Source organism: Streptomyces californicus, assembly GCF_000717645.1.
Lineage (GTDB): Bacteria > Actinomycetota > Actinomycetes > Streptomycetales > Streptomycetaceae > Streptomyces > Streptomyces californicus.
Genome location: NZ_JNZZ01000003.1, coordinates 181,546 through 207,477 on the forward strand (window position 1 = coordinate 181,546; position 25,932 = coordinate 207,477).

Consider the following 25,932-nt stretch of genomic DNA (forward strand, 5'->3'; position numbering starts at 1 on the left):
ACGGTCACATGGAAGGGGGCCCCGCTCCTGGTACGGCTTCCGACCATTCCAGTGCTGTTGAGAGGGGGGCGCGCATCAACCGCTCCGCCACTCGAAGGAGTGAACATCACTCCTGAGCGGGCGAACAAGTCTCCCCAGCCGCGCCCCTGACCATGCGTGGACCGCCGGGTGGAAGTTCCGCCCCGCCTTTGGCAGGATGCCCGCCCGCATCCGGTCCGAGGCCCTTCCCGCCCGTCCGGCGCGCCGCTTTGACCTGCTGCTACAGGCCATATTCGGCCGCGTGCGGGGATGGTGAAGGGCTCGTGCAGACTGGCGGCATGCGCATCGAACTCGCCTCCGCGCCCGGCAGCCCCGAACGCCCCAACGAGGACTGGGTCTGCGGGGCCCTTCCAGCCTCCGGCCAGGGTGGTGTGCTGGTCCTGCTCGACGGGGTCACCCCGCCGACGGGGGACGACGGTTGTGTGCACTCGGTTCCCTGGTTCACCGCGCGACTGGGCGGCGCACTGGTGGAACTGTCCGGTTCCCGACCCGATCTGACGCTGACGGAGGTTCTGGCGGAGGCCATCTCCCGTACAGCCGACGCCCATCGGGTCACCTGTGAGCTTTCTCACGCGCGTACGCCTCAGGCGACGGTGGTCCTGGCGCGTTGGGGCGCGGAGACCGTCGAGCACCTGGTGCTGTCCGATTCGGCCCTGCTGGTGGAGGCGTACGACGGCACGGTCCGGGCGGTCCTCGACGACCGGCTGGACCGGCTGCCGCCGGGCTCCCTGGCCTCGAACGAGATCGCCGACGCCACGGTGCGCAACAAGGAGGGCGGCTTCTTCACGGCCGCCGCCGATCCGTCGGTGGCGTCACGCGCGGTGACCGGCAGCACCCCGGTGTCCGGTGTACGGGCCCTCGCCGCGCTCTCGGACGGGGCGACCCGCTGGACCGAGGTCTTCGGCGAGGGCGACTGGGCGGACGCGCTGGGGCTGCTGCGGAAGGCGGGGCCGCGGGGGCTGATCGACCGGGTACGGGAGCTGGAGTCGGCCGACGCCGCCTCGGGGCGCGTACGGCTGCGGCGCGCCAAGACCCACGACGACGCGACGGCGCTGCTGGTGGAGCTGGGCTGACGGCCCTCCGGAGGCCGTGCGCCGCGAAGGCCGGCGACTGCGGCCCGGGGCCGGGCGCCGGCCTCTTCCGGTGCCCGGCGGTGGCCGGGCCGACCGCCTCAGCCCTCCGCGTGGCTGTTCAGCTGGTGCAGGAGCCGGGCCAGCTCGGCGACCTCCGTCTGGTCCCAGCCGGCCAGCCGGCGCACGTAACTCTCCCGGCGGGCGTCCCGGACGCCGCGGAAGCGGTCCAGGCCCTCCGCGGTGAGATGGACGAGCCAGGCGCGGCCGTCGGCCGGGTCCGGTTCGCGGGCCACCAGGCCGAGCTTCTCCAGGGAGTGCAGCTGGCGGCTCATGGTGGCCTTGCCGACGCCGAAGTAGGCGGCCAGCTCGGTGGCCCGCTGCCGGCCCGCCTCCTCCAGCCGGACGAGCAGGCCGTAGGCGGCGGGCTCCAGTTCGGGGTGGACCTCGCGGGCCATCTCGCCCGAGGTGGCCCGTGCCCGGCGCAGGAACACCGCCAGCTCCCGTTCCAGCGCCAGGAACTCCTGGTCCACACCACGTCCGTGCGCCGTGTCCGGCTCCGGCCCGCTGTCGCTCCCGCGCACGTCAGCACCCCTCGTACGGTTTCCTGCCGATGAAAGTTTCTTCCGCGAACGGCCAACGCCGCAGCTCGGCCAGTATTTCGCAGGAGTAGACCAACGGCGGCGTCCCGGCCCTCTTCCGCGCCCCGGGTCTACGTGCGTAGCGTCTGGCTCACAGACATGACATGGACACGCCGTAACCGCTCCGGACAGGCGCGTCCCGCACCTCCCCGCGCACCGACCACCCCACCTCGGAGGCACGCCCATGCCCGCGCACAGATCCGGCACGCCCCGCACGTCCCGTCGCCCGCGTCTCGCCGCCGCCGGAACGCTCCTGACCTCACTCGCCCTCCTCCTCGCCCTGCCCGGCGCGGCCACCGCCGCCCCCGCCGGGAAGGACGTCCCCTCGCGCGGCACCGCCAGGATGGGCCAGGGCGTCATCGAGCACGACGGCCAGGGCGGGCTGCCCCGCGACTCCCGGGTCGTCCAGACCGAGGGCGTGGACGTCAGCAGCCACCAGGGGAACGTGGCGTGGGGCACCCTGTGGAACAGCGGGGTGAAGTGGGCCTACGTGAAGGCCACCGAGGGGACGTACTACAAGAACACCTCCTTCGCCCAGCAGTACAACGGCTCGTACAACATCGGCATGATCCGCGGGGCGTACCACTTCGCCACCCCCAACACCACGAGCGGCGCCGCCCAGGCGAACTACTTCGTGGACAACGGGGGCGGCTGGTCGCGGGACGGGAAGACCCTGCCGGGCGTGCTGGACATCGAGTGGAACCCGTACGGCGCCCAGTGCTACGGGCTGAGCCAGGCGGGGATGGTCAACTGGATCCGCGACTTCACCACCACCTACCGGGCCCGCACCGGGCGCGACGCGGTCATCTACACGGCGACGAGCTGGTGGAAGGACTGCACGGGCAACAACGCGGGCTTCGGCGCCACCAACCCGCTCTGGGTGGCGCGGTACAACACGACGGTCGGCGAACTGCCCGCGGGCTGGCCCGTCCAGACGATCTGGCAGTACACCTCCACCGGCCCCGTCGTCGGCGACCACAACCGCTTCAACGGCGCGATCGACCGCGTGCGGGCCCTGGCCAACGGCTGACCCCGCATCGGCAGCTCACCCCGCCCGCCTTGCCGCCCCCGGCGACCGCTCCCCAGGTCACCGGGGGTCCCGCGTGGCCGGGACCCCGCTATGAACCAGGCGTATACACCCTAGGTATAGTCATCGAACTACCGCACACCTGTGCGAAATACCTGCCCGCAGAGGAGTGGTGCGCCGTGCCGAGCATGAAGATGCCGTCGTTCGGAACCGGGTTGACCGCCGCGCTGGTGACAGCGCTCACACTGACGCTGAGCGGCTGCTCGATGGAGACGACGGCCCCGGGCTCGGCACGCGCGGAGGCGGCGTCGGACGCCAAGGGGACGTTCGGGCCGGTGGACTGCCGCAAGGCCAAGTGCATCGCCCTGACCTTCGACGCCGGGCCGGGAAAGGACACTCCCCGGCTGCTGGACATCCTCAAGGAGAAGAAGGTCCACGCCACCTTCTTCCTGCTCGGCAAGCACCACGTCCTCAAGTACCCCGACGTGGTGCGGCGCATCGAGGACGAGGGCCACGAGGTCGCCAACCACACCTGGACGCACAAGATCCTCACCGACCAGGACCCGGCCGCGATACGGACCGAGCTGGAGAGGACCCAGGTCGCCATCGAGAAGATCACCGGCAGGAAGCCCCGGCTGATGCGCCCGCCGCAGGGCCGCACCGACGACACGGTCTCCGAGATCAGCAAGGACCTCGGGCTCTCCCAGGTGCTGTGGAGCGCCACCGCCAAGGACTACGCGACGAACGACTCCGCGCTGATCCGCGAGCGCATCGTGGACCAGGCGAGCAAGGACGGCGTCATCCTGCTCCACGACATCTATAAGGGCACGGTGCCGGCCGTGCCCGGGATCATCGACGCGCTCCAGAAGGACGGCTACACCTTCGTGACCGTCCCCGAGCTGATGGCCCCCGCCGAGCCGCAGCCGGGCACGATCTACCGCCCCTGAGCCACGGCCGGGGCACGATCCACCGCCCCTGAGCGTCGTACCGGGCGCGATCCACCGCGCGTGGGCCGCGCCCGGGGCACGATCCACCGCCCGTGGGCCGCACCCGGGGCACGCGGAACGGCCCGCCCCCGCCGCAGCGGGAGGCGGGCCGTCCGCACCGGTCGCGCGCCCGGGGCCGCGCCCGTCACCGCGCGGCGGTCAGGCGGCGGCCGGAACCCTCTCCTCCGCCCGGGCCGAGGCCGGGGCGAGGGCGATCTCCAGCACCTGGCGGACATCGGTCACCGGGTGGACGTCCAGCTTCTCCAGCACCTCGGCCGGGACGTCGTCCAGGTCGGCCTCGTTGCGCTGCGGGATCACCACGGTGGTGATGCCCGCCCGGTGCGCGGCCAGCAGCTTCTGCTTGACGCCGCCGATCGGCAGCACCCGTCCGGTCAGCGACACCTCGCCCGTCATCGCCACGTCCGTACGGACCAGCCGCCCGGAGAGCAGCGAGGCCAGGGCCGTGGTCAGGGTGACGCCGGCGCTGGGGCCGTCCTTGGGGACCGCCCCGGCCGGGAAGTGCACGTGCACGCCCCGGTCCTTGAGGTCCGCGACCGGCAGCTCCAGCTCCGCGCCGTGGGACCGCAGGAAGCTCAGCGCGATCTGCGCCGACTCCTTCATGACGTCCCCGAGCTGCCCGGTCAGCGTCAGTCCGGACGCCCCGGTCTCCGGGTCGGCGAGCGACGCCTCGACGAAGAGGACGTCACCGCCCGCCCCGGTCACCGCGAGCCCGGTGGCCACGCCCGGCACCGCCGTACGGCGCTCGGCCGGGTCCTGGGCGGACTCGGGCACGTGGTGCGGCCGGCCGATCAGCCCGCGCAGCTCCGCGTCGGTCACCGTGAACGGCAGCTCGCGGTCGCCCAGTTCGTGCTGGGCCGCGACCTTGCGAAGCAGCCGTGCGACGGACCGCTCCAGGTTCCGTACGCCCGCCTCGCGGGTGTACTCGCCGGCCAGCTTGCGCAGCGCCGACTCCTCCAGGACGACCTCCTCGGCCTCCAGGCCGGCCCGCTCCAGCTGGCGCGGCACCAGGTGGTCGCGGGCGATGACGACCTTCTCGTCCTCGGTGTAGCCGTCGAGGCGGACCAGCTCCATACGGTCGAGCAGGGCCTCCGGGATGGCTTCGAGCACGTTGGCCGTGGCCAGGAAGACCACGTCGCTGAGGTCGAGCTCGACCTCCAGGTAGTGGTCGCGGAAGGTGTGGTTCTGCGCCGGGTCGAGGACTTCGAGGAGGGCGGCGGCCGGGTCGCCCCGGAAGTCGGAGCCGACCTTGTCGATCTCGTCGAGCAGGACGACCGGGTTCATCGAACCGGCCTCCTTGATCGCCCGCACGATCCGGCCGGGGAGCGCGCCGACGTACGTACGCCGGTGGCCGCGGATCTCCGCCTCGTCCCGGACACCGCCGAGCGCGACGCGGACGAACGAACGGCCCATGGCGTGCGCGACGGACTCGCCGAGCGAGGTCTTGCCGACGCCGGGCGGGCCGACGAGGGCGAGGACCGCGCCGCCGCGCCGTCCGCCGACGACGCCGAGGCCCCGGTCGGCGCGGCGCTTGCGCACCGCGAGGTATTCGGTGATGCGCTCCTTCACGTCCTTGAGCCCGGCGTGCTCGGCGTCCAGCACCTCGCGGGCGCCGCAGATGTCGTAGGCGTCCTCGGTCCGCTCGGTCCAGGGCAGTTCGAGGACGGTGTCCAGCCAGGTGCGGATCCAGGAGCCCTCGGGCGACTGGTCGCTGGAGCGCTCCAGCTTCTCGACCTCCTTGAGCGCGGCCTCGCGGACGTGCTCAGGCAGGTCGGCGGCCTCGACGCGGGCCCGGTAGTCGTCGGTCTCGCCTTCCGGGTCGCCGTTGAGCTCGGACAGCTCCTTGCGTACGGCGTCGAGCTGGCGGCGCAGCAGGAACTCCCGCTGCTGCTTGTCCACGCCGTCCTGGACGTCCTTGGCGATGGACTCGGCCACGTCCTGCTCGGCGAGGTGTTCGCCCAGCCACTGGATGGCGAGCCGCAGCCGGGCGACCGGGTCCACGGTCTCCAGGAGCTGGACCTTCTGGGCGGTGGTGAGGAACGGCGAGTATCCGGAGTTGTCGGCGAGGGCGGAGACGTCGTCGATCTGCTGGACGCGGTCCACGACCTGCCAGGCGCCGCGCTTCTTCAGCCACGAGGTGGCGAGCGCCTTGTACTCCTTGACCAGCTCGGCGGCGGCGCCGGGCAGCGGATCGGGCGCGGCGGTGCGGAGCACGGTCCCCTCGACCCACAGCGCACGGCCGGGGCCGCTGGTCCCCGCGCCGATGCGGACGCGGTCGCGGGCCCGGATGAGGGCGCCCGGGTCACCGTCCGAGAGGCGTCCGACCTGCTCGACGGTGCCGAGGACACCGGTCCCCGTGTACGTCCCGTCGATCCGCGGGACCAGCAGCACCTCGGGCTTCCCGCCCTCGGGGCGGGCGGCGGCCTGCGCGGCCTCGACGGCGGCGCGCACCTCGGTGTCGGACAGGTCGAGCGGTACCACCATGCCGGGCAGGACGACTTCGTCGTCGAGCGGCAGCACGGGCAGGTCGATCGGTGTGAACGCCTCGGACTCGTTAGTCATGATCTCCCCTTCGGCAGGCAAGTTGAGCTATGTGGACTCAATGCTTGTGAGCCGCCGAATGTTCCCCTGCCCGTGTTCGCTCTGAGCGATCAGCCGCTCCCGCGTACGCGGACGGCCTCCGCGGGCTTTCGCTCCCCCGCCGTACGCGGACGCCCTCGGGTGCGGTGCCCCGCCGCGTACAGGAGCGCTCCCCGGCGGACGGTTGTTCCCCTCGCCGATACCGGAAACGCGCTGGCCCCGGTGTGCGCGGCGGGCCAGGATGAGCGGACGCCGACCGTCATGACCGGAGACCGGAGAGCCCAGCATGTCCGCGACGACCGCCCCCGAGCCGACGGCAACGCTGCCGACCCGTTCCGACGAGCACCCCGTCACCCTGGACCGTCGCGAGGGCCCCTACGGCGAGGTCGTCCTGCGGGAGCGCGGGGAGCACTTCGAGATCATCGCCAACGGGTGCTTCCTGATGGACACCTCCGACGGCCGCTCCGAGCGGCTGCTGATCGACGCGGCGCTGACCGCCCTGCCCGCCGGGCGCACCGCCCCCTCGGTGCTGATCGGCGGCCTGGGTGTCGGGTTCTCCCTGGTGCGGGCCGCCGAGGAGGAGCGCTGGGGCCGGATCACGGTCGTGGAGCGCGAGGTGGCGATCGTGGACTGGCACCGGGACGGGCCGCTGGACCGGATCTCCGGCGCCGCGCTGGCCGACCCCCGGACCGCGATCCTGCGCGCGGATCTCGTCGAGCACGTCCGTACGAGCACGGAGCGTTACGACGCGCTCTGCCTGGACATCGACAACGGGCCCGACTGGACCGTCACGGAGGACAACGGAAGCCTCTACTCCCCCGCCGGTCTCGCACACTGCCACGACCGGCTGGCCCCGGGCGGCGTGCTCGCGGTCTGGTCCGCGCAGCCGTCGCCGGCCTTCGAGCGGGCGTTGCGGAATGCCGGGTTCAGCGGGGTTAGGACCGAAGAAGTGGCCGTTGCCCGAGGTGTGCCCGACGTGGTCCATCTCGCACTCCGGGCGGGGTGACCCCTCTCTCCGTACGCACACCCCGGGCGGCGCCGGGGGTCAACCGGCACAAGGACCGCGATCCGGCCACCGAGGGTTCGGACCCGCGCCCGTGGGGCAACACCCTGCGTAGCCGGGAAGCCTCCGCTGCCTTTACGCTGCTGACCGGTACACGGGATCACCCACGAAAACCACGAGCGAAAACCGTGCCTTGCGGGGAATGGTCCCCGCGAGAACGGGCAGGGGCGGGGCGATGGAACAGACACACACCACCCACAACGGCGTCGCGGCCACCCCGGGGGCTCAGCGCCGGGTGCTGGTGGTCGAGGACGACGCGACGATCGTCGACGCCATTTCCGCCCGGCTGCGGGCGGAGGGCTTCCTCGTGCAGACCGCGCTGGACGGCCCCGCGGCCGTGGACGCGGCCGAGGCATGGCAGCCCGACCTGATGGTGCTCGACATCATGCTTCCCGGCTTCGACGGCCTGGAGGTCTGCCGCCGGGTGCAGGCGTCGCGCCCCGTTCCGGTGCTGATGCTCACCGCGCGCGACGACGAGACCGACATGCTGGTCGGGCTCGGGGTCGGCGCCGACGACTACATGACCAAGCCGTTCTCGATGCGCGAGCTCGCCGCCCGGGTGCACGTGCTGCTGCGCCGCGTCGAGCGGGCCGCGCTGGCGGCCGTCACCCCGCGCAGCGGGATACTGCGCCTCGGCGAGCTGGAGATCGACCACGCCCAGCGCCGGGTCCGGGTCCGCGCCGAGGACGTCCACCTCACACCGACCGAGTTCGACCTGCTGGTCTGCCTCGCCAACACCCCGCGCGCGGTGCTCTCCCGCGAGCAGCTGCTGGCCGAGGTGTGGGACTGGGCGGACGCCTCGGGCACCCGCACGGTCGACAGCCACATCAAGGCGCTGCGCCGGAAGATCGGCGCGGAGCGCATCCGCACCGTGCACGGCGTGGGCTACGCCCTGGAGACCCCCGCTCCATGAGCCGGCCAGGGTCCGGACTGCGGCCCTTCTCCATCAAGGCCAAGCTCGGCACCCTCGTGGTGGTCTCGGTCTTCATCACCACGGGGCTCCTGATCGTCGCGCTGCGGACCCGTACGGAGTTCCGCTTCATCACGGTCTTCTCCGTGATCGCCACCCTGCTGATCACCCAGTTCGTGGCGCACGGCCTGACCGCGCCGCTGGACGAGATGAGAGCGGTGGCCCGGTCCATCTCGCACGGCGACTACACGCGCCGGGTGAGCGGGGCCGGGCGGCGGGACGAGCTGGGCGACCTGGCGCAGACGATCAACCGCATGGCGGACGACCTGGAGGCGGAGGACCGGCACCGCAAGGAGCTGGTCGCCAACGTCAGCCATGAGCTGCGCACCCCCATCGCGGCACTGAGAGCCGTGCTGGAGAACGTGGTGGACGGGGTGTCCGCCGCCGATCCCGAGACGATGCGCACGGCGCTGAAGCAGACGGAGCGGCTGGGCCGGCTGGTGGAGACGCTGCTGGACCTGTCCCGGCTGGACAACGGGGTGGTGGAGCTCAGGGCCCGGCGTTTCGAGGTGTGGCCGTACCTCTCGGGCGTACTGAAAGAGGCCAATCTCGCCGCCTCGCAGCGACGCCTGTCCTCGGGTTCGGGCAACCACTCCCGTACGGACGTCCACCTGCACCTGGACGTCTCGCCGTCGGACCTCACCGCCCACGCGGACGCGGAGCGCCTGCACCAGGTGGTCGCCAACCTCATCGACAACGCGGTCAAGCACAGCCCGCCGCACGGCCGGGTGACGGTGAAGGCCCGGCGCGGGCCCCAGCCGGAGTCGCTGGAGCTGGAGGTCGTCGACGAGGGGCCGGGCATCCCGGAGGCCGAGCGCCACCGGGTCTTCGAGCGCTTCAACCGGGGCCAGGCGCCCTCCCCTCACGGCCCGGGCAGCGACGGCGGCACCGGGCTGGGCCTGGCCATCGCGCGGTGGGCGGTCGATCTGCACGGCGGCCGGATCGGAGTGGCCGAATCCGCTCGGGGCTGCCGCATCCAGGTCACCCTCCCGGGAATCCCCGACCCGCGCGATTGACGACTCCGTTGACATAGGGTCGAACCGGAGGGGCACGTTCATCCGTGTCCAGCCAGTAGCGGATCGCCAGGGGATACGGTCGCAGGGCCGTTACCCACGGTCCTGCGTACCCGAAGTGCAGTGGAACCTCGCTTGTTTCCCGCCATTTCCTGCGCCGAAACCCGCCCTTCGATGTGATGTGCACGACGAAGCACCGGCCCGGTCTGCAAGGAACGGTTTGGGGGGCGTAGCCTTGATTTCCGCTGTCCATCACCTTGTGAAGCGGAAGAGGGCGGTTGCCGCCGTGTCGTCTCAGTCCCCCAGTAACTCGAGCATCTCGACCGACCAAGCCGGTCCGGGCATCAACCCGGCCGCCGCGTTCGGCGCCAATGAATGGCTCGTCGACGAGATCTACCAGCAGTACCTCCAGGATCCCACTTCGGTCGATCGCGCCTGGTGGGACTTCTTCGCCGACTACAAGCCGGGTGGGTCCGGCACGGCGGACAAGCCCGCTCCCGGCGCCGGGGCCTCGGGGGCCCCGGTGGCCGAGGCCGCGTCCGCCCCGGCCGCCGCCCCGGCGAAGGCCGCGCCCGCCGCCGCCCCGGCCGCCCCCGCGCAGCCGGCCCCCGCCAAGGCCGCCCCGGCCCCGGCGAAGGCCGCTCCCGCCCCGGCGAAGCCCGCCGCGGAGAAGAAGCCCGCCGCGGCGCCGGCCAAGCCGAAGGCCAAGGCCGACGAGTCCACCGAGGCCTCGGGCGGCCCGGAGTACGTGACGCTGCGCGGCCCCTCCGCCGCCGTCGCGAAGAACATGAACGCCTCCCTGGAGCTGCCGACGGCCACGTCCGTCCGCGCGGTCCCGGTGAAGCTGCTCTTCGACAACCGCATCGTCATCAACAACCACCTCAAGCGCGCCCGCGGCGGGAAGATCTCCTTCACCCACCTCATCGGGTACGCGATGGTGCAGGCCCTCAAGGCCATGCCGTCGATGAACTACTCCTTCGCGGAGAAGGACGGCAAGCCGACCCTGGTCAAGCCGGAGCACGTCAACCTGGGTCTGGCCATCGACCTGGTGAAGCCGAACGGCGACCGCCAGCTGGTCGTGGCGGCCATCAAGAAGGCCGAGACGCTCAACTTCTTCGAGTTCTGGCAGGCGTACGAGGACATCGTCCGGCGCGCCCGTATCGGCAAGCTCGGCATGGACGACTTCACCGGCGTCACCGCCTCGCTGACCAACCCCGGCGGCATCGGCACCGTCCACTCGGTGCCCCGCCTGATGCCCGGTCAGGGCCTCATCATGGGCGTCGGCGCGATGGACTACCCGGCGGAGTTCCAGGGCACCTCGCAGGACACCCTCAACAAGCTCGGCATCTCGAAGGTCATGACGCTCACGTCGACCTACGACCACCGGGTCATCCAGGGCGCCGCCTCCGGCGAGTTCCTGCGCGTGCTGTCCCAGCTGCTGCTCGGCGAGAACGAGTTCTACGACGAGATCTTCAAGGCGCTGCGCATCCCCTACGAGCCGGTCCGCTGGCTCAAGGACATCGACGCCTCGCACGACGACGACGTCACCAAGGCCGCGCGGGTCTTCGAGCTGATCCACTCCTACCGGGTCCGCGGCCACGTCATGGCCGACACCGACCCGCTGGAGTACCACCAGCGCAAGCACCCCGACCTGGACATCACCGAGCACGGCCTCACCCTGTGGGACCTGGAGCGCGAGTTCGCGGTCGGCGGGTTCGCCGGCAAGACGATGATGAAGCTCCGCGACATCCTCGGCGTGCTGCGCGAGTCGTACTGCCGCACCACCGGCATCGAGTTCATGCACATCCAGGACCCGAAGCAGCGCAAGTGGCTCCAGGACCGGGTCGAGCGCCCGCGTCCCAAGCCCGAGCGCGAGGAGCAGCTGCGCATCCTGCGCCGGCTGAACGCGGCCGAGGCGTTCGAGACCTTCCTGCAGACGAAGTACGTCGGCCAGAAGCGGTTCTCCCTGGAGGGCGGCGAGTCCGTCATCCCGCTGCTCGACGCCGTTCTCGACTCCGCCGCCGAGGCCCGCCTCGACGAGGTCGTCATCGGCATGGCCCACCGCGGCCGCCTGAACGTCCTGGCGAACATCGTCGGCAAGTCGTACGCGCAGATCTTCCGCGAGTTCGAGGGCAACCTGGACCCGCGCTCGATGCACGGCTCCGGCGACGTCAAGTACCACCTGGGCGCCGAGGGCACCTTCACCGGTCTGGACGGCGAGCAGATCAAGGTCTCGCTGGCCGCCAACCCCTCGCACCTGGAGGCGGTCGACCCGGTCCTGGAGGGCATCGCCCGCGCCAAGCAGGACATCATCAACAAGGGCGGCACGGACTTCACGGTCCTGCCGGTCGCGCTCCACGGCGACGCGGCCTTCGCGGGCCAGGGCGTCGTCGCCGAGACGCTCAACATGTCGCAGCTGCGCGGCTACCGCACCGGCGGCACCGTGCACGTGGTGATCAACAACCAGGTCGGCTTCACCGCCGCCCCGGAGTCCTCGCGCTCCTCGATGTACGCCACCGATGTGGCGCGCATGATCGAGGCGCCGATCATCCACGTCAACGGCGACGACCCGGAGGCCGTGGTCCGCGTCGCGCGGCTCGCCTTCGAGTTCCGGCAGGCGTTCAACAAGGACGTCGTGATCGACCTCATCTGCTACCGCCGCCGCGGTCACAACGAGGGCGACAACCCGGAGTTCACCAACCCGCAGATGTACACCCTGATCGACAAGAAGCGCTCGGTGCGCAAGCTCTACACCGAGTCCCTCATCGGTCGCGGCGACATCACCCTGGAAGAGGCGGAGCAGGCGCTCCAGGACTTCCAGGGCCAGCTGGAGAAGGTGTTCGCCGAGGTCCGCGAGGCCACCTCGCAGCCGGCCGCCCCGCACGTGCCGGAGCCGCAGGCCGCGTTCCCGGTGCCGGTGGAGACGGCCGTCTCGGCCGAGGTCGTCAAGCGGATCGCCGAGTCCCAGGTCAACATCCCCGAGTCGATCACCGTCCACCCCCGCCTGATGCCGCAGATGCAGCGCCGCGCGGCCTCGGTGGAGAACGGCACGATCGACTGGGGCATGGGCGAGACCCTGGCCATCGGTTCGCTGCTGATGGAGGGCACTCCGGTCCGGCTCGCCGGCCAGGACAGCCGCCGCGGCACGTTCGGCCAGCGCCACGCGGTCCTGGTCGACCAGGTCACCGGCGAGGACTACACCCCGCTGCTGTACCTGGCGGACGACCAGGCCCGGTACAACGTCTACGACTCGCTGCTCTCGGAGTACGCGGCGATGGGCTTCGAGTACGGCTACTCGCTGGCGCGTCCGGAGTCGCTGGTCATCTGGGAGGCCCAGTTCGGTGACTTCGTCAACGGCGCGCAGACCGTCGTGGACGAGTTCATCTCCTCGGCCGAGCAGAAGTGGGGCCAGACCTCCGGCGTCACGCTGCTGCTGCCGCACGGCTACGAGGGCCAGGGCCCGGACCACAGCTCCGCGCGTCCCGAGCGCTTCCTCCAGATGTGCGCGCAGGACAACATGACGGTCGCGATGCCGACCCTGCCGTCGAACTACTTCCACCTGCTGCGCTGGCAGGTGCACAACCCGCACCACAAGCCGCTCATCGTCTTCACCCCGAAGTCGATGCTGCGTCTGAAGGCGGCGGCGTCCTCGATGGAGGAGTTCACCTCCGGCGGCTTCCGCCCGGTGATCGGCGACTCCACGGTCAAGGCCGAGAACGTCCGCAAGGTCGTCTTCGTCTCGGGCAAGCTGTTCTACGACCTGGACGCCGAGCGGGAGAAGCGCGGCGACACGGAGACCGCGATCATCCGGCTGGAGCGGCTGTACCCGCTGCCCGGCGCGGAGATCCAGGCCGAGATCGCGAAGTACCCGAACGCCGAGAAGTACCTGTGGGCCCAGGAGGAGCCGGCGAACCAGGGTGCGTGGCCGTTCATCGCGCTCAACCTGATCGACCACCTGGACCTCGCGGTCGGCGCGGACGTGCCGCACGGCGAGCGGCTGCGCCGCATCTCGCGGCCGCGCGGCTCGTCCCCCGCGGTCGGTTCGGCCAAGCGCCACCAGGCCGAGCAGACGCAGCTGGTCAACGAGGTCTTCGAAGCCTGAGGACCGTAACGCCGCACATCCGGAGGCCCGGTTCCGCGCTCGTCGCGGAGCCGGGCCTCCGGCGTTCTGCCGACACCCGGGGCCTCGATATCCTTCTCCCATGTACTTCACGGACCGTGGCATCGAGGAACTGGAGAAGCGGCGCGGCGAGGAGGAGGTCACCTTCGAATGGCTCGCCGAGCAGCTGCGGACGTTCGTCGACCTCAACCCCGACTTCGAGGTGCCCGTCGAGCGCCTGGCGACCTGGCTGGCCCGGCTGGACGACGAGGACGACGAGGACGCCTAGGGCCTGTCTGACAATTCCCGTCTGCCTCACGACGCCATGCACGCACTCTCGCCGCACCGCCCCCAGACCCAAGTACGTCCAGTACGAGGGCCTGGAGCCGGCACGCCGAGAGCACGCACCTGACGCCGCGCGGCCGCCCTACGGGCGACGACGGGAATCGTCAGACAGGCCCTAGGGGTTCCGGCCGCGCGCTGTCCACCCGGGCCCGAACCCTCTGAACAGGGCTGTACGTGCTGTGAACAGGGCTTTGCGTGCTGCACGGAAGCGTGCTCAGGAGCTGCCTGCCCTGGCCCGCTCGTAGGCGAGCCCCAGGACGCCCTGCGCCAGCAGCACCGCCCCGGCCGCCGCCCAGCCGCCGCTGCGCCGGCGTGCGCCCCACAGCAGCAGCGGAAGTCCGGCGGCGAGCTGGACGGCGGCGACCGCCCGCGCGCGGGGGCCGCGTACCCAGGGGCCGATCGGGCCGTTCTCGACCGCGTCCAGCTCCACCCGTACGGCGTCGCGCCAGCCGCCCCACTCGACGCGTTCCACCCCGCGCTGCACCGCCGCCACCGCGCGCAGCCGGTCGGCGCTCTCGCCCGGTGAGAGCCCGGCGGGCAGGGTGAGGCCGGTACGGGTGAGGACGGCGAGCAGCCCGCGCAGCCGGGCCGCCGCGTCCGCGTCCGGGTCGGGGCGGGTCAGCTCCTCCAGCGCCTGGAGGTCGAGCACGGGGTCGAGGCCGAGCCGGGCCGCGAAGGTGCGCATGGCCTCGTCCTCGCCCGCCGGGGTTCCGTCCTTCAGCCAGACGTACCCCACGGGCCTGCGGAATCCGGCGGCGAGGGTGTAACCGGCCCGGTCGGCGTCCCACCACAGGGCGAGCACCGGCCAGGGGGAGCCGACGGCGAGGGCCGTCGCCCAGCCGCCCAGCACCCGGTCCACCGGCTCCGCCTCCTGCCCCCGCTCCGCACTCCGCCAGGGCTTCCCCTCCGGGACGAGCACGCTCCACTCCTCGCCCGCGCGGGCGAGGAACATCCGCTCGCGCAGCAGGTGGGCGAGCGGCCGTACGGTCTCCTGGTCGGCCCGGCACAGCAGGAGGGCCCCGGTGGATGTCGCGTTCATGGCTCACACGCTAGGGCAATTCGTCCGCATGTGATCGGTTTGGAGCCGTTCGGCTCCCTCCCGGGACCCCACCGCGCCGCAACCGGCCACTCCCCTCCCCCCTTGGCTCCTCCGGGCTTCCCTTGACTTCCCCCATCCGCGATATATCGTGTTGAAGACGAGACGCGATATGTTGCGTCGCCATGCGTTTCCGGGAGGTCTCATCCATGCCTGTGTCGACATGGACCATCGCCGAGCCGAGGAAGCTCGCCTTCGACGATCCGGTGGAGGCGCTCCACGTACGCGTCGTCGACGGCACGGTGAACGTGGTCGGGTCCGACGATCCGCACGCCCGGCTGGAGATCTCCGCGATCGAGGGCCCGCCACTGATCGTGACCCAGGAGGACGGCCGGCTCACCGTCGCCTACCAGGACCTGCCCTGGCAGGACTTCCTGCGCTGGTTCGACCCCGAGAGCCGCCGCCGCAGCGCGGTCGTCTCGCTGGTCGTGCCGACGGCGGCCTCGGTCGAGGTCGGGGTGGTCGGCGCGGCGGCCGTCGTCTCCGGCGTCGCGGGCCGCACCGAGGTCCGGGGCGTCCACGGGGACGCGACGCTCGTCGGCCTCACCGGCGCGGTGCGCGGGGAGTCCGTGTCGGGCAGCCTGGAGGCCCAGAGCGTCACGGGGGACCTGCGCTTCCACTCCGTATCCGGCGATCTGACGGTGGTCGACGGGGCGGGGGCCTCGGTGCGGGCCGAGTCGGTCAGCGGTGACATGGTGCTGGACGTCGACCCGGCCGGGCAGCCCACGGACATCCGGCTGACCTCGGTGTCCGGCGAGATCGCGATCCGGCTGCCGCACCCGGCGGACGCGAAGGTCGAGGCGAACACCGCGAGCGGCCGCATCTCCAACGCCTTCGAGGACCTGCGGGTCTCCGGTCAGTGGGGGACGAAGAAGATCACCGGCACGCTGGGCGCCGGGACCGGGACCCTGCGGGCGACCACCCTGACCGGTTCGATCGCCCTGCTGCGCAGGCCCCCCGCCGACGATGACGTGTACGCCGCCGAGCCGACCGGAAAGGTTCTCTGACATGCCCCCCGTCTTCGCCCACGGCCGTCTGCGGCTGTATCTCCTCAAGCTCCTGGACGAGGCCCCCCGCCACGGCTACGAGATCATCCGGCTGCTGGAGGAGCGTTTCCAGGGCCTGTACGCCCCGTCCGCCGGCACGGTCTACCCGCGCCTGGCCAAGCTGGAGGCCGAGGGCCTGGTCACCCACGCCACCGAGGGCGGCCGCAAGGTCTACTCGATCACCGACGCCGGCCGCGAGGAGTTGGCGGGCCGCGGCGGCGAACTGGCCGATCTGGAGCTGGAGATCCGCGACTCGCTCTCCGAACTGGCCGCCGAGATCCGCGACGACGTACGGGGCGCGGCGGGGCGGCTGCGCAGCGACATGCGGGCGGCGGCGTCGGAGTCCCGGCACGGCGCGAAGGCCGGGGCGGGGCAGGGGGCCGGCTACGGGGCGGGTTCCGGCTCCGCTGCTGACGCCGGCTCCGGCACGGAGAAGGAGAAGGGCGGCCAGAAGGGCGATCCCTCCTCCCCCTTCGGCGACTTCGGCGGATTCGGTGACTTCGGGCCCTTGGGCGATCTCGGCGACAGCGAGGCGTGGCGTACGGCGAAGGAGGAGCTGCGCCGGGCCCGGCAGGAGTGGAAGGAACAGGCCCGTCGGGCGAAGGACGAGTCCCGGCGCGCCCGCGAGGACGCCCAGCAGGCCCGCCGCCAGGCCAAGGAGGCCCAGGACAAGGCGCGTGAGCAGATGCAGGCCGCGGCCCGCCAGGTGCAGGAGCACTTCGCGCGCGGCGACTGGCCCGCCGGCGTACGGGAGGGGCTCGCGGAGATCACCGGCCAGCTCGGCGGCTTCGCCCGGTCCGGAGCCTGGCCCCCGTTCGGCAAGCCCGGGCCGGAGAGCGCCCCGCCCGTACCGGACCCGGCTCCCGGCGCGGACTGGGGGCAGGACGTGCCCACGACCGGCGATCCGGCGCGCGATCTGGACCGCCTGCTGGACCGTTTCCGCGACGGCGTACGGGACGCCGCCCGCGACCACGGGGTGACGGAGGACCAGCTCGGCGAAGCGCGCCGCCACCTGGGCGCGGCGGCGGCCCGGATCGAGGCGCTGCTGTCGCCGGAGGTCGGGGACGGCGGCGAGGGCGGGAAGAAGGGCTGAGAGCCTCGGGGGGCGGGGCCCCGACCCGCGCGGTCCCTCGGCGGTACGGGGCCATCCGGGGGGGGCGGGGGCCTCGGCGATGGGGGGTTCTCGGCAGCCCGGGGCCCTGCCCCGCGCGGGTCCTCGGCGGCCCGGGGGCTCGGCGGTGCGTGGCCCCTCGCCGGCCCTCAGCCCTCCAGCCCCCGCCCCTCAGCAGGCCCGGGGCCCGGCCCCGCCCGTCATCCCGCCTGCGCTCGGCCCTCGTCCGCTTCGGGGCCGTACATCGCCCGGCGTACGGCCCCGTACGTCGCACCGTGCTCGGTGAGGACGTCGGCGACGACGCCGGGCTTCGCGGCGAGGGCCAGCAGCAGGTGCTCCCCGCCGATGAACCGGTCGCCGCGGCCGAGGGCGACCCGGAGCGCGTTCTCCAGCACGGCCTTCGCGCCCGGGGTGAAGGGGCGGTGCCCCGACCACCACCACCGTCGCCCGCCGCGGCCGGTGGCCAGCGCCCCCTCCCCGTGGGCGCCCTCGACGCGCGAGACGATCGCGCCGACGTCGATGCCGAGACCGGCGAGGGCGTCCGTGTCGGCCCTGGTCAGGCCGCCCCGGCGGCGAGCCTCGGTGAAGGCGGCGTCCAGGGAGGCGCGGCGGTCGCGGAGGCCGAGGGCGGCGAGGGCGAAGGAGGCCCGGCCGCCCTCCTGGTCCAGCAGGGCGAGCAGCAGGTGTTCCTCGGTGACCGCGTCGGCGCCGGCGCTCTCGGCCCGGACGACGGCGCCCTTCACGGTCGCGCGGGCGTCCCGGGTGAATCGCTCGAACATCAACGCCTCCCGTACTTCTTGTGCACGGCCTGCCGGCTGACGCCCAGCTCGGCGGCGATCTCCTGCCACGACCAGCCCTGAACCCGGGCACTGCGCACCTGCACGGCTTCGAGCTGCTCCAGCAGCCGCCGCAGCGCGGCCACCGCCCGCAGTCCGACGCGCGGGTCGCGGTCACCGGCACGGGCGGCCAGATCCGTTGCTTCGGTCATGATGTCAATCTACGTTGACATGACCCTCGCGTCAATCGACGTTGACATCATCGTCGGCGAGGCGTGCGTGGCGCTCCACGTCGTAGCGGACGTCGCCGTACCGCAGCTTGCCCCGCTCGACGCCCTCGGTCGCGAAGCCGGACCGCTGGGCGACCCGGCAGGATGCGGGGTTGTCGGTGCGGTGCCCCAGCTCCAGCCGGTACAGGCCGAGTTCGCCGAACGCCCAGCGCGCCACCACCCGCACCCCGGCCGGGGCGATGCCCCGGCCGCGGGCCGACTCGGTGGTCCAGTAGGAGACCCAGCCGATCTGGTGGACCGGGTTGACGAGGTTGAGCTCCACGCAGCCGAGCGCCTCGCCCTCCTCCGCCGTGACGGCCCAGGAGTAGGTGGTGCGCGCCCCCCGGTCGCGTACGCGCTCCGCGATCCACGCCAGTGCCCCGAGCCGGTCGTCCACGGGGTGGCTCGTCTGGCGGTCCATCTCCTCCGGTGCGAAGGCCCTGAGCACCGCCGACGCGTCGTCGGGGTGCCAGGGCCGCAGCAGAAAGCCTTCAGGGGCGGTCAGTTCGTCCATAGGGGCCAGCTTCCCGCACGGTGACGACCACCTGCGACCCGGGCCACGCGAGGACGAGGGGCCGCGCCCCGGGTCCGGTCCTGCCCAGCACCCGGGCCGGCCCGCTGACGGCGACCCGCCAGCCCTTGGCGGACTGCGGGAGCGACAGCTCCGTCACACCGGGCCGCGCGGACGCACGGTAGGCGAGGCGGTAGGTGCGGGTGCCCGCGTCGTACGTGTCGGAGCGGACGGTCCCCGCGACCGCCGGAGCGTACGGAGTGGCCGTCTGCTCCTTGTTCGTGCGGAAGCGGCCGCGCTCGTCCACCGCGCAGTAGCCGCCGCCGTAGCACCAGACGTATCCGGCCCAGCCGGAGCTGTAGCGGTTCAGGGAGTCGACGGCCTCACGGTAGAAACGGCCCATGTTCGGCAGGGAGTTGTTCAGCGGGCCCCATTCGCCGACGACGACGGGCATCCGGTGGCGGGCCGGGTAGACGGTGACGGCCGCCTCGTACGCCTCGATCCAGCCGGCGTCGGGGTCGTAGTCCGCGCCCGCCTCCATGGCGGTGTCGTAGAAGTGCGGGGCGTACACGGTCCGCCGGTCCTCGATGCGGCCCAGCCCCGTCGGCACGCCCTCGCCGACGATGGGCGTGGGCTCGACGAAGATCCAGGTGTCGCGGTCCTTCACGCGGACGGCGCGGGCCAGCCGGTTGTACATCGGGGTGAGGTGCTGGGCCTCGATGCGGCGGGCCGCGGTCGGCAGGTCCTCGCCCTCGCGCAGCTCCCCCATCGGCTCGTTGATCAGGTCGTAGCCGATGACGGCCGGGTGGTCGCCGAAGCGCTGGGCGAGGAGCTGCCACATGGCGGCCTGGGCGCGCTGGAGGTCGGGGTCCTCGTAGAGGTGGGTGAAGGCCCGCTGCACGGCCGGTTCGAAGTACTCGGAGAACCAGTCGTCGGGGTTCGGGGTGAACGGCAGCCCGTCCGTACGGGTGGCCCACTCCGGGATGCCCCGGTGCCCGAACGCGGGCCCGAAGACGTCCTGGTGGGCGTCGATGAGGACGTGGACGCGGTGCTTGCGGGCCCAGTCCAGGATGGACTCGATCTTCCGGAGGTAGCGCTCGCTGTACTGGCCGCGCCGTGGCTCCAGGTCGTCCCAGAAGACCAGGAGCCGGGCGAAGTTGAAGCCGTTCGCCCGCAGATCGCGGAAGTGCCGTTCGGTGATGGCGCTGAGGGCGGCCTCACCCCGGTTCGCCTTGTCCTCGACGTTCCAGCCGCGCAGGGTGAGCGTGCGCCCCTGGTCGTCGGTGAGCGGCGGGATGGAACGATACGACGACGGGGCCGGGGACGCGGCCGGTGCCGGGCCGGCGGGGACGGGGCGCGCCGAGGCGGCGGGGGCGAGGGCCCCCGCCGCGAGCACGGACGCGACGACAACTGCCATGACTGCTCTGCCCATTCGCATGGGGCAGATCTCACCAGCAAAGGTGAGCATCCCTCAAGTCTTCGGACGCGACCAGTTCCGGAACCGGTTCGAGGCCGGGCCGGGGCTCAGGAGGTCGGCGTGAGCACGATCTTCCCGAAGAGATCGCCCGACTCCAGCCGCCGGAACCCTTCGCGCGCCCGGTCCAGCGGGAGGACCTCGTCGACGACCGGCCGCACCCCGGTGGTCGCGCAGAACGCGAGCAGGTCCTCCAGCTCGTCCTTGGACCCCATGGTGGAGCCGACGACCTTCAGCTCCAGGAAGAAGATCCGGGTCAGTTCGGCGTGCGAGGGGCGGTCGCCGCTGGTGGCGCCGGAGATGACGAGGGTGCCGCCGGGGCGCAGCGACTTCACGGAGTGCGACCAGGTGGCGGCTCCCACGGTCTCGATGACGGCGTCCACCCGCTGGGGCAGCCGGGCGCCGGGCTCGTACGCCTCCAGCGCGCCCAGTTCGACCGCCCGCTCCCGCTTGGCCTTGTCCCGGCTGGTGGCGAAGACCCGCAGTCCGGCGGCCTTGCCGAGGACGATGGCGGCGGTGGCGACCCCGCCGCCCGCCCCCTGGACGAGCACCGAATCACCGGGCCGCACCCCGGCGTTGGTGAAGAGCATGCGGTACGCGGTGAGCCAGGCGGTCGGCAGGCAGGCGGCCTCGGCGAAGGAGAGCTCCTTCGGCTTGGGCAGCACGTTCCAGGTGGGGACGGTGACCTGCTCGGCGAAGGTGCCCTGGTAGCGCTCGGTGAGGATGGAACGCGGCTCCTTCGGCCCGATGCCGTGCCCGGACTGCCCGATCACGGAGTGCAGGACGACCTCGTTGCCGTCCTCGTCGACGCCTGCGGCGTCACAGCCGAGGATCATCGGCAGCCGGTCCTGCGAGAGGCCCACGCCCCGCAGGGACCAGAGGTCGTGGTGGTTGAGGGAGGCGGCCCTGACGGTGACGGTGGTCCACCCCGGGCGCGTCTCCGGGGCGGGACGGTCACCCAGCTCCAGGCCGTCGAGGGGCTGGTCGGGATCGATGCGGGCTGCGTAGGCGGCGAACATGGCTCGACGATAGGCGGGGCGGGGCGACCGCGTAACCGCCTGCCTGTGTGACGCGCGCCAACCGGGTACCACGCGCGGCGGCCGAACTCCGGGCCCGGCACGGAGCCCGGACGCCGCGCAGGGCTCGTACCTGCCCCGGGGCCCGAACGCCCGCGGCGCGGGGGCCCGAACGCCCGGCCCGGCACGCGGGCCCGAACGCCGGGCGGGGCCCGTACCTCCCCGGTACGGGCCCCGCCCCATCACGCACACCGCCGCGCGCGGCCTCAGCGACGGGCCACGCCCTCCGCCCGCGCCGCCGCGGCCACGGCGGCCGTGACCGCCGGCGCGACCCGCTCGTCGAACGGCGACGGGATCACGTAGTCGGCCGCCAGCTCGTCGCCGACCACGTCGGCCAGCGCGTTCGCCGCGGCGATCTTCATGCCCTCGGTGATCCGGGAGGCCCGGACCTGGAGCGCGCCGGCGAAGATGCCCGGGAACGCCAGCACGTTGTTGATCTGGTTCGGGAAGTCGGACCGCCCGGTCGCCACGACGGCCGCGTACTTGTGCGCGACCTCCGGGTGGACCTCCGGGTTCGGGTTGGCCATGGCGAAGACGTACGCGCCGGGGGCCATCGAGGCCACCGCCGCCTCCGGGACCGTACCGCCGGAGACGCCGATGAAGACGTCGGCGCCCGCGAGCGCCTGCTCCAGCGAGCCGGACAGGCCCGCGCGGTTGGTCAGCTCGGCCAGCTCGCGCTTGACCTCGGTGAGGTCGTCGCGGTCGCGGCTGACGATGCCCTTGCGGTCGGCCACCGCGATGTCGCCGATCCCCGCCTCCAGCAGGAACTTGGCGATGGCCACGCCGGCCGCGCCCGCGCCGGAGATGACGCCGCGCAGGTCGCCCAGGGTCCGCCCGGAGAGCTTCGCGGCGTTGCGCAGGGCGGCCAGCGTGACGACGGCGGTGCCGTGCTGGTCGTCGTGGAAGACCGGGATGTCCAGCCGCTCCTGGAGCTTGCGCTCGATCTCGAAGCAGCGGGGGGCCGAGATGTCCTCCAGGTTGACCCCGCCGAAGGAGGGGGCGAGCCGGACGACGGTGTCGACGATCTCGTCGGCGTCGGTGGTCGCGAGCGCGATCGGCACCGCGTCGACGCCGCCGAACTGCTTGAAGAGGATGGCCTTGCCCTCCATCACGGGGAGGGACGCCTCGGGCCCGATGTCGCCCAGGCCGAGCACAGCGGTGCCGTCCGTCACGACGGCCACGACCTGGGACTTCCAGGTGTAGTCGTGGACGAGCTCGGGCTGCTCCGCGATGGCGCTGCACACCTTCGCCACTCCCGGCGTGTACGCCAGGGAGAGGTCGTCCTTGTCCCGGATCGGGACGGTGGCCTGCACGGCCATCTTCCCGCCCCGGTGGAGGGCGAAGGCCGGGTCGAAGGGCTCCTCGGCCCCCGCGTCCCCGGTGCTCGTGCGCTGGACGCCACGGGCGGTGGCGCTGTCGATGGTGCTGTCGCTGCGAGGATTGACGATCTCCGCTGCCATGGTGTTGACCCCTTAAGTCTTCATCGTTTGAGGGTGGCCACTCCTGGTTGAGGAGGGGTGGGCGGGCACCGCGTACGTGCCCCGCACCGGACGGTTGGCCCGTCCCGGCGGGGAGAGGTACGTACGCGCGGGCGCGCCGCACACGCGCCCTGAGCCCCGGATGAGGGGTGTAAACGTCTTTCTTACCGGACGAACGGGGTTACGGACGAGTCCATATCGACGCGGTGACGTGACTCATAGTCGAATATCTGGACAAGTCGGCAAACCGTCATAAATGCCGCTCACCGGCCGAGACATGCCGAAGATTCTCCGGCGGGGGTCATCGGTCCCCGCAGATGGTCCGGTCTTCGCGTACCGGCCATTGATGTTCGGGGGTCTCCCGTTATCCGATTTTGACATGGCCAGACCCCTGAACAGGCCAGTCCGAATGGCAGGATGCCGTCATCACACAAGGTGGCGACACTCGAAGGTGCGTGCCAAGCCGCCCACCAGCACCTCACCCTCACCTGCCGGAGGTTCCCGTCATGACCGCAAGCACCAAGCGCTGTACGACCGCCAGGGCCCGGATCGCGGCGGTCGGCGCCATCGCGGTCGCCGGCTCCCTGCTGCTGACCGCCTGTGGAGACCAGACGGACAGCGCTTCCCAGGAGAGCGGCAACGTGAAGGAGACCAAGAGCGGTGCGCCGCTGTTCTCCAAGCTGCCGGAGAAGTACCAGAAGTCCGGTGTGATCAAGGTCGGCACGAATGCCGAATACGCCCCGATGGAGTCCGTGGAGAACGGAAAGATCGTGGGTGTCGACCCCGACATCGCGGAGGCCCTCGGCAAGCAGCTCGGGGTGAGGTTCGAGTTCACCTCGGGCTCCTTCGACGGTCTGATCACGGCCCTGAACTCCGGCCGCCACGACATCGCGATGTCGTCCATCACGGACAACAAGCAGCGCCAGGAGGGCCTGGACGACAAGGGCAAGAAGCTGGGCGAGGGCGTCGACTTCGTCGACTACTTCCTCGCCGGCACGGCCGTCTACACGAAGAAGGGCAACCCGCAGAACATCAAGTCCATCGAGGACCTGTGCGGGAAGCCGGCGGCGGTGCAGCGCGGCACCACGTACGAGGAGGCCCTCAAGAAGCAGTCGAAGGCCTGCACGGACGGCGGCAAGAAGGCCATCAAGATCGAGTCGTTCGAGAACGACACCGAGGCCCAGACCCGCGTGAAGTCCGGCGGTTCGGTGGCCGGCGTCAACGACTACCCGGTCGCGGTGGACCTGGCCCGCAAGGCGGACGGCGGCAACGCGTTCGAGGTCGTGGGCGAGCAGGTCGACGCCGGCCCGTTCGGCATCGCCGTCAAGAAGACCAACACCGGCCTGCGCGACGCCCTGAAGGAGGCCGTCGACGCGATCATCGCCGACGGTTCGTACCAGAAGGTGCTCGACAAGTGGGGCGCCGGCACGGGAGCGATCGACAAGGCCGCCGTCAACGGCGGCAAGTGACCGGACGCTCCACTGAAGGGCAGTCACCATGACTGACAAGTTCGACAAGGCGCCCGCCGGTTCACCGGCCGGCCAGGCGCCGGTCTCCAAGGGCGCCACCCCGGCCCCGGAGAACATCAAGGCCATCCCGGTCCCCCACGTCGGCCGCTGGATCAGCGGCATCGTGGTCATCGGCCTCCTCGCCGCACTCGGGTACGCCTTCTCGCAGGGCAACATCCAGTGGCACGCCGTCGGCGACAAGCTGTTCGACAGCTCCGTCGTCGCGGGCGCGGGCCGCACCCTGCTGATCAGCGTCCTGGCCATGGTGCTCGGCGTGATCCTCGGCGTGGTCCTGGCCGTGATGCGGCTGTCGAAGAACCCGGTCACCAGCTGGGTGGCCTGGCTGTACATCTGGTTCTTCCGGGGCACCCCGGTCTACGTACAGCTGCTGCTCTGGTTCAACCTGGCGCTGATCTTCCCGGTCCTGAACATCCCGTTCATCTACAAGGACGAGATGACGGACGTGATGACCCCGTTCATGTGCGCCCTGCTGGGGCTCGCCCTGAACGAGGCCGCCTACATGGCGGAGATCTGCCGCGCCGGCATCCAGTCGGTCGACGAGGGCCAGACCGAGGCGTCGCACGCGCTCGGCATGACCCAGGCGAAGACCATGCGCCGCGTGGTCCTCCCGCAGGCGCTGCGGGTGATCATCCCGCCGACCGGCAACGAGTTCATCAACATGCTCAAGACCTCCTCGCTGGTCTACGCGGTCACGTACAACGAACTGCTCCGCTCCACCTCGCAGATCGGCTCCACGTCGTACGCGGTGATGGAGATGCTGTTCGTCGCGTCGATCTGGTACATCGTGATGACGAGCGTGTTCAGCGTCGGCCAGTACTACCTGGAGCGCCGCTTCGCCCGGGGCTCGCTGCGCTCGCTGCCGCTCACGCCGCTGCAGCGCATCAAGGTCAACCTCGCCGCGTTCAGCAACCGGCCCTCCGGAGGTGTCTCCGCATGACCACCCCCATGGTGAAGGCCGAGGGCGTCCACAAGTCCTTCGGCGCCGCCCACATCCTCAAGGGCATCGACCTGGAGGTCGCCCCGCGCGAGGTGTTCTGCCTCATCGGCCCGTCGGGCTCCGGCAAGTCCACCTTCCTGCGGTGCATCAACCACCTGGAGAAGATCAACGCCGGCCGGCTCTCGGTCGACGGCGAGCTGGTCGGCTACCGGCAGAAGGGCGACAAGCTCTACGAGCTGCGGGACAGCGAGGTCGCCCGCCAGCGCCGCGACATCGGCATGGTCTTCCAGCGCTTCAACCTGTTCCCGCACATGACGGCCCTGGAGAACGTCATGGAGGCCCCGGTCCAGGTCAAGGGCGAGGCCAAGGCGGTGGCCCGGGCCCGCGCCGAGAAGCTGCTGGACCGGGTGGGCCTCGCCGACAAGGCGAAGAACTTCCCCTCGCAGCTCTCCGGCGGCCAGCAGCAGCGTGTGGCCATCGCCCGCGCGCTGGCGATGGAGCCCAAGCTGATGCTCTTCGACGAGCCGACCTCGGCCCTCGACCCGGAGCTGGTGGGCGACGTCCTGGACGTCATGCGCGGCCTGGCCGAGGACGGCATGACCATGATCGTCGTCACCCATGAGATGGGCTTCGCCCGCGAGGTCGGCGACGCGCTGGTCTTCATGGACGACGGTGTGGTGGTCGAGTCCGGGCACCCGCGCGACGTCCTGACCGACCCGCAGCACGACCGGACGAAGTCGTTCCTGTCCAAGGTGCTGTAGCCCGCCGCACGACGGAG

At 71.8% G+C, this 25,932-nt stretch carries 22 protein-coding genes; 13 read left to right on the top strand and 9 right to left on the bottom strand.

Annotated features, from left to right (window positions below):
• Positions 1 to 317 precede the first annotated feature (317 nt).
• On the top strand, positions 318 to 1,112 hold the full coding sequence (locus IF19_RS0105735; RefSeq protein WP_030113542.1) for a hypothetical protein: 795 nt from the start codon (positions 318 to 320) through the stop codon (positions 1,110 to 1,112).
• Positions 1,113 to 1,210: 98 nt separating this feature from the next.
• On the opposite strand, the gene IF19_RS0105740 is transcribed toward IF19_RS0105735, so the two are convergent.
• Positions 1,211 to 1,693, bottom strand: a complete 483-nt coding sequence (locus IF19_RS0105740) for a MarR family winged helix-turn-helix transcriptional regulator (RefSeq protein ID WP_030113543.1) — start codon at positions 1,691 to 1,693, stop codon at positions 1,211 to 1,213.
• A gap of 241 nt (positions 1,694 to 1,934) precedes the next feature.
• Between IF19_RS0105740 and IF19_RS0105745 the strand changes: the two genes are divergently transcribed.
• Positions 1,935 to 2,780 (top strand): lysozyme, encoded by an 846-nt coding sequence (locus IF19_RS0105745; protein ID WP_030113544.1) that lies wholly within the window; start codon positions 1,935 to 1,937, stop codon positions 2,778 to 2,780.
• Between the two features lie 191 nt (positions 2,781 to 2,971).
• Positions 2,972 to 3,724 (top strand): polysaccharide deacetylase family protein, encoded by a 753-nt coding sequence (locus IF19_RS0105750; RefSeq protein ID WP_030113545.1) that lies wholly within the window; start codon positions 2,972 to 2,974, stop codon positions 3,722 to 3,724.
• A 198-nt stretch (positions 3,725 to 3,922) separates the two neighbouring features.
• Here the strand turns inward: IF19_RS0105750 and lon are convergent, their stop codons facing one another.
• Positions 3,923 to 6,343 carry an endopeptidase La gene (gene lon, locus IF19_RS0105755; protein ID WP_030113546.1) on the bottom strand — a complete coding sequence of 807 codons (2,421 nt, stop codon included), beginning with the start codon at positions 6,341 to 6,343 and terminating at the stop codon, positions 3,923 to 3,925.
• A gap of 304 nt (positions 6,344 to 6,647) precedes the next feature.
• On the opposite strand from lon, the gene IF19_RS0105760 reads away from it, so the two are divergent.
• The 5 genes from IF19_RS0105760 (at position 6,648) to IF19_RS0105780 (ending at position 13,795) form a co-directional block, all read left to right on the top strand.
• Positions 6,648 to 7,367 carry a spermidine synthase family protein gene (locus tag IF19_RS0105760; RefSeq protein ID WP_050493703.1) on the top strand — a complete coding sequence of 240 codons (720 nt, stop codon included), beginning with the start codon at positions 6,648 to 6,650 and terminating at the stop codon, positions 7,365 to 7,367.
• A 232-nt stretch (positions 7,368 to 7,599) separates the two neighbouring features.
• On the top strand, positions 7,600 to 8,337 hold the full coding sequence (locus tag IF19_RS0105765) for a response regulator transcription factor (protein WP_010061462.1): 738 nt from the start codon (positions 7,600 to 7,602) through the stop codon (positions 8,335 to 8,337).
• A complete protein-coding gene (locus tag IF19_RS0105770) occupies positions 8,334 to 9,410 on the top strand; it encodes a HAMP domain-containing sensor histidine kinase (RefSeq protein WP_030113548.1) in 1,077 nt (358 codons plus the stop codon). The genes IF19_RS0105765 and IF19_RS0105770 overlap by 4 nt, the downstream gene beginning before the upstream one ends.
• Positions 9,411 to 9,693: 283 nt before the next feature.
• Positions 9,694 to 13,509, top strand: coding sequence for a multifunctional oxoglutarate decarboxylase/oxoglutarate dehydrogenase thiamine pyrophosphate-binding subunit/dihydrolipoyllysine-residue succinyltransferase subunit (locus IF19_RS0105775; protein WP_030113549.1), 3,816 nt, complete (start codon positions 9,694 to 9,696; stop codon positions 13,507 to 13,509).
• A gap of 100 nt (positions 13,510 to 13,609) precedes the next feature.
• Positions 13,610 to 13,795 (top strand): DUF6104 family protein, encoded by a 186-nt coding sequence (locus IF19_RS0105780; RefSeq protein WP_003966321.1) that lies wholly within the window; start codon positions 13,610 to 13,612, stop codon positions 13,793 to 13,795.
• A 270-nt stretch (positions 13,796 to 14,065) separates the two neighbouring features.
• On the opposite strand, the gene IF19_RS0105785 is transcribed toward IF19_RS0105780, so the two are convergent.
• A complete protein-coding gene (locus IF19_RS0105785; protein ID WP_030113550.1) occupies positions 14,066 to 14,890 on the bottom strand; it encodes a hypothetical protein in 825 nt (274 codons plus the stop codon).
• Positions 14,891 to 15,096: 206 nt separating this feature from the next.
• Between IF19_RS0105785 and IF19_RS0105790 the strand changes: the two genes are divergently transcribed.
• Positions 15,097 to 15,954 carry a DUF4097 family beta strand repeat-containing protein gene (locus IF19_RS0105790; RefSeq protein ID WP_030113551.1) on the top strand — a complete coding sequence of 286 codons (858 nt, stop codon included), beginning with the start codon at positions 15,097 to 15,099 and terminating at the stop codon, positions 15,952 to 15,954.
• 1 nt (position 15,955) lies between these two features.
• Entirely contained in the window at positions 15,956 to 17,086 is a 1,131-nt protein-coding gene (locus IF19_RS0105795) for a PadR family transcriptional regulator (protein WP_030113552.1), read from the top strand.
• A gap of 218 nt (positions 17,087 to 17,304) precedes the next feature.
• On the opposite strand, the gene IF19_RS0105800 is transcribed toward IF19_RS0105795, so the two are convergent.
• The 6 genes from IF19_RS0105800 to IF19_RS0105825 all read right to left on the bottom strand — a co-directional run bounded on the left by IF19_RS0105800 (position 17,305) and on the right by IF19_RS0105825 (position 22,670).
• On the bottom strand, positions 17,305 to 17,883 hold the full coding sequence (locus IF19_RS0105800) for a Clp protease N-terminal domain-containing protein (RefSeq protein ID WP_030113553.1): 579 nt from the start codon (positions 17,881 to 17,883) through the stop codon (positions 17,305 to 17,307).
• The gene (locus IF19_RS0105805; protein ID WP_006127526.1) at positions 17,883 to 18,092 is read right to left on the bottom strand and encodes a sigma factor-like helix-turn-helix DNA-binding protein; all 210 of its coding nucleotides are present in this window, start codon (positions 18,090 to 18,092) and stop codon (positions 17,883 to 17,885) included. The genes IF19_RS0105800 and IF19_RS0105805 overlap by 1 nt, the downstream gene beginning before the upstream one ends.
• Before the next feature lie 31 nt (positions 18,093 to 18,123).
• The gene (locus tag IF19_RS0105810) at positions 18,124 to 18,663 is read right to left on the bottom strand and encodes a GNAT family N-acetyltransferase (RefSeq protein ID WP_030113554.1); all 540 of its coding nucleotides are present in this window, start codon (positions 18,661 to 18,663) and stop codon (positions 18,124 to 18,126) included.
• Positions 18,641 to 20,077 (bottom strand): cellulase family glycosylhydrolase, encoded by a 1,437-nt coding sequence (locus IF19_RS0105815; protein WP_030276023.1) that lies wholly within the window; start codon positions 20,075 to 20,077, stop codon positions 18,641 to 18,643. Before IF19_RS0105815 ends, IF19_RS0105810 begins: the two co-directional genes overlap by 23 nt.
• A 107-nt stretch (positions 20,078 to 20,184) precedes the next feature.
• Entirely contained in the window at positions 20,185 to 21,153 is a 969-nt protein-coding gene (locus tag IF19_RS0105820; protein ID WP_030113557.1) for a zinc-binding dehydrogenase, read from the bottom strand.
• Between the two features lie 263 nt (positions 21,154 to 21,416).
• On the bottom strand, positions 21,417 to 22,670 hold the full coding sequence (locus IF19_RS0105825) for an NAD(P)-dependent malic enzyme (protein WP_030120721.1): 1,254 nt from the start codon (positions 22,668 to 22,670) through the stop codon (positions 21,417 to 21,419).
• 524 nt (positions 22,671 to 23,194) lie between these two features.
• Here IF19_RS0105825 and IF19_RS0105830 point away from each other — a divergent pair.
• The 3 genes from IF19_RS0105830 to IF19_RS0105840 are packed head-to-tail and all read left to right on the top strand — an operon-like array spanning position 23,195 to position 25,915.
• Positions 23,195 to 24,157 (top strand): ABC transporter substrate-binding protein, encoded by a 963-nt coding sequence (locus tag IF19_RS0105830; protein WP_030113559.1) that lies wholly within the window; start codon positions 23,195 to 23,197, stop codon positions 24,155 to 24,157.
• Positions 24,158 to 24,185: 28 nt separating this feature from the next.
• On the top strand, positions 24,186 to 25,154 hold the full coding sequence (locus IF19_RS0105835) for an amino acid ABC transporter permease (protein WP_030113560.1): 969 nt from the start codon (positions 24,186 to 24,188) through the stop codon (positions 25,152 to 25,154).
• Positions 25,151 to 25,915 carry an amino acid ABC transporter ATP-binding protein gene (locus tag IF19_RS0105840; RefSeq protein ID WP_030113561.1) on the top strand — a complete coding sequence of 255 codons (765 nt, stop codon included), beginning with the start codon at positions 25,151 to 25,153 and terminating at the stop codon, positions 25,913 to 25,915. Before IF19_RS0105835 ends, IF19_RS0105840 begins: the two co-directional genes overlap by 4 nt.
• Positions 25,916 to 25,932 lie beyond the last annotated feature (17 nt).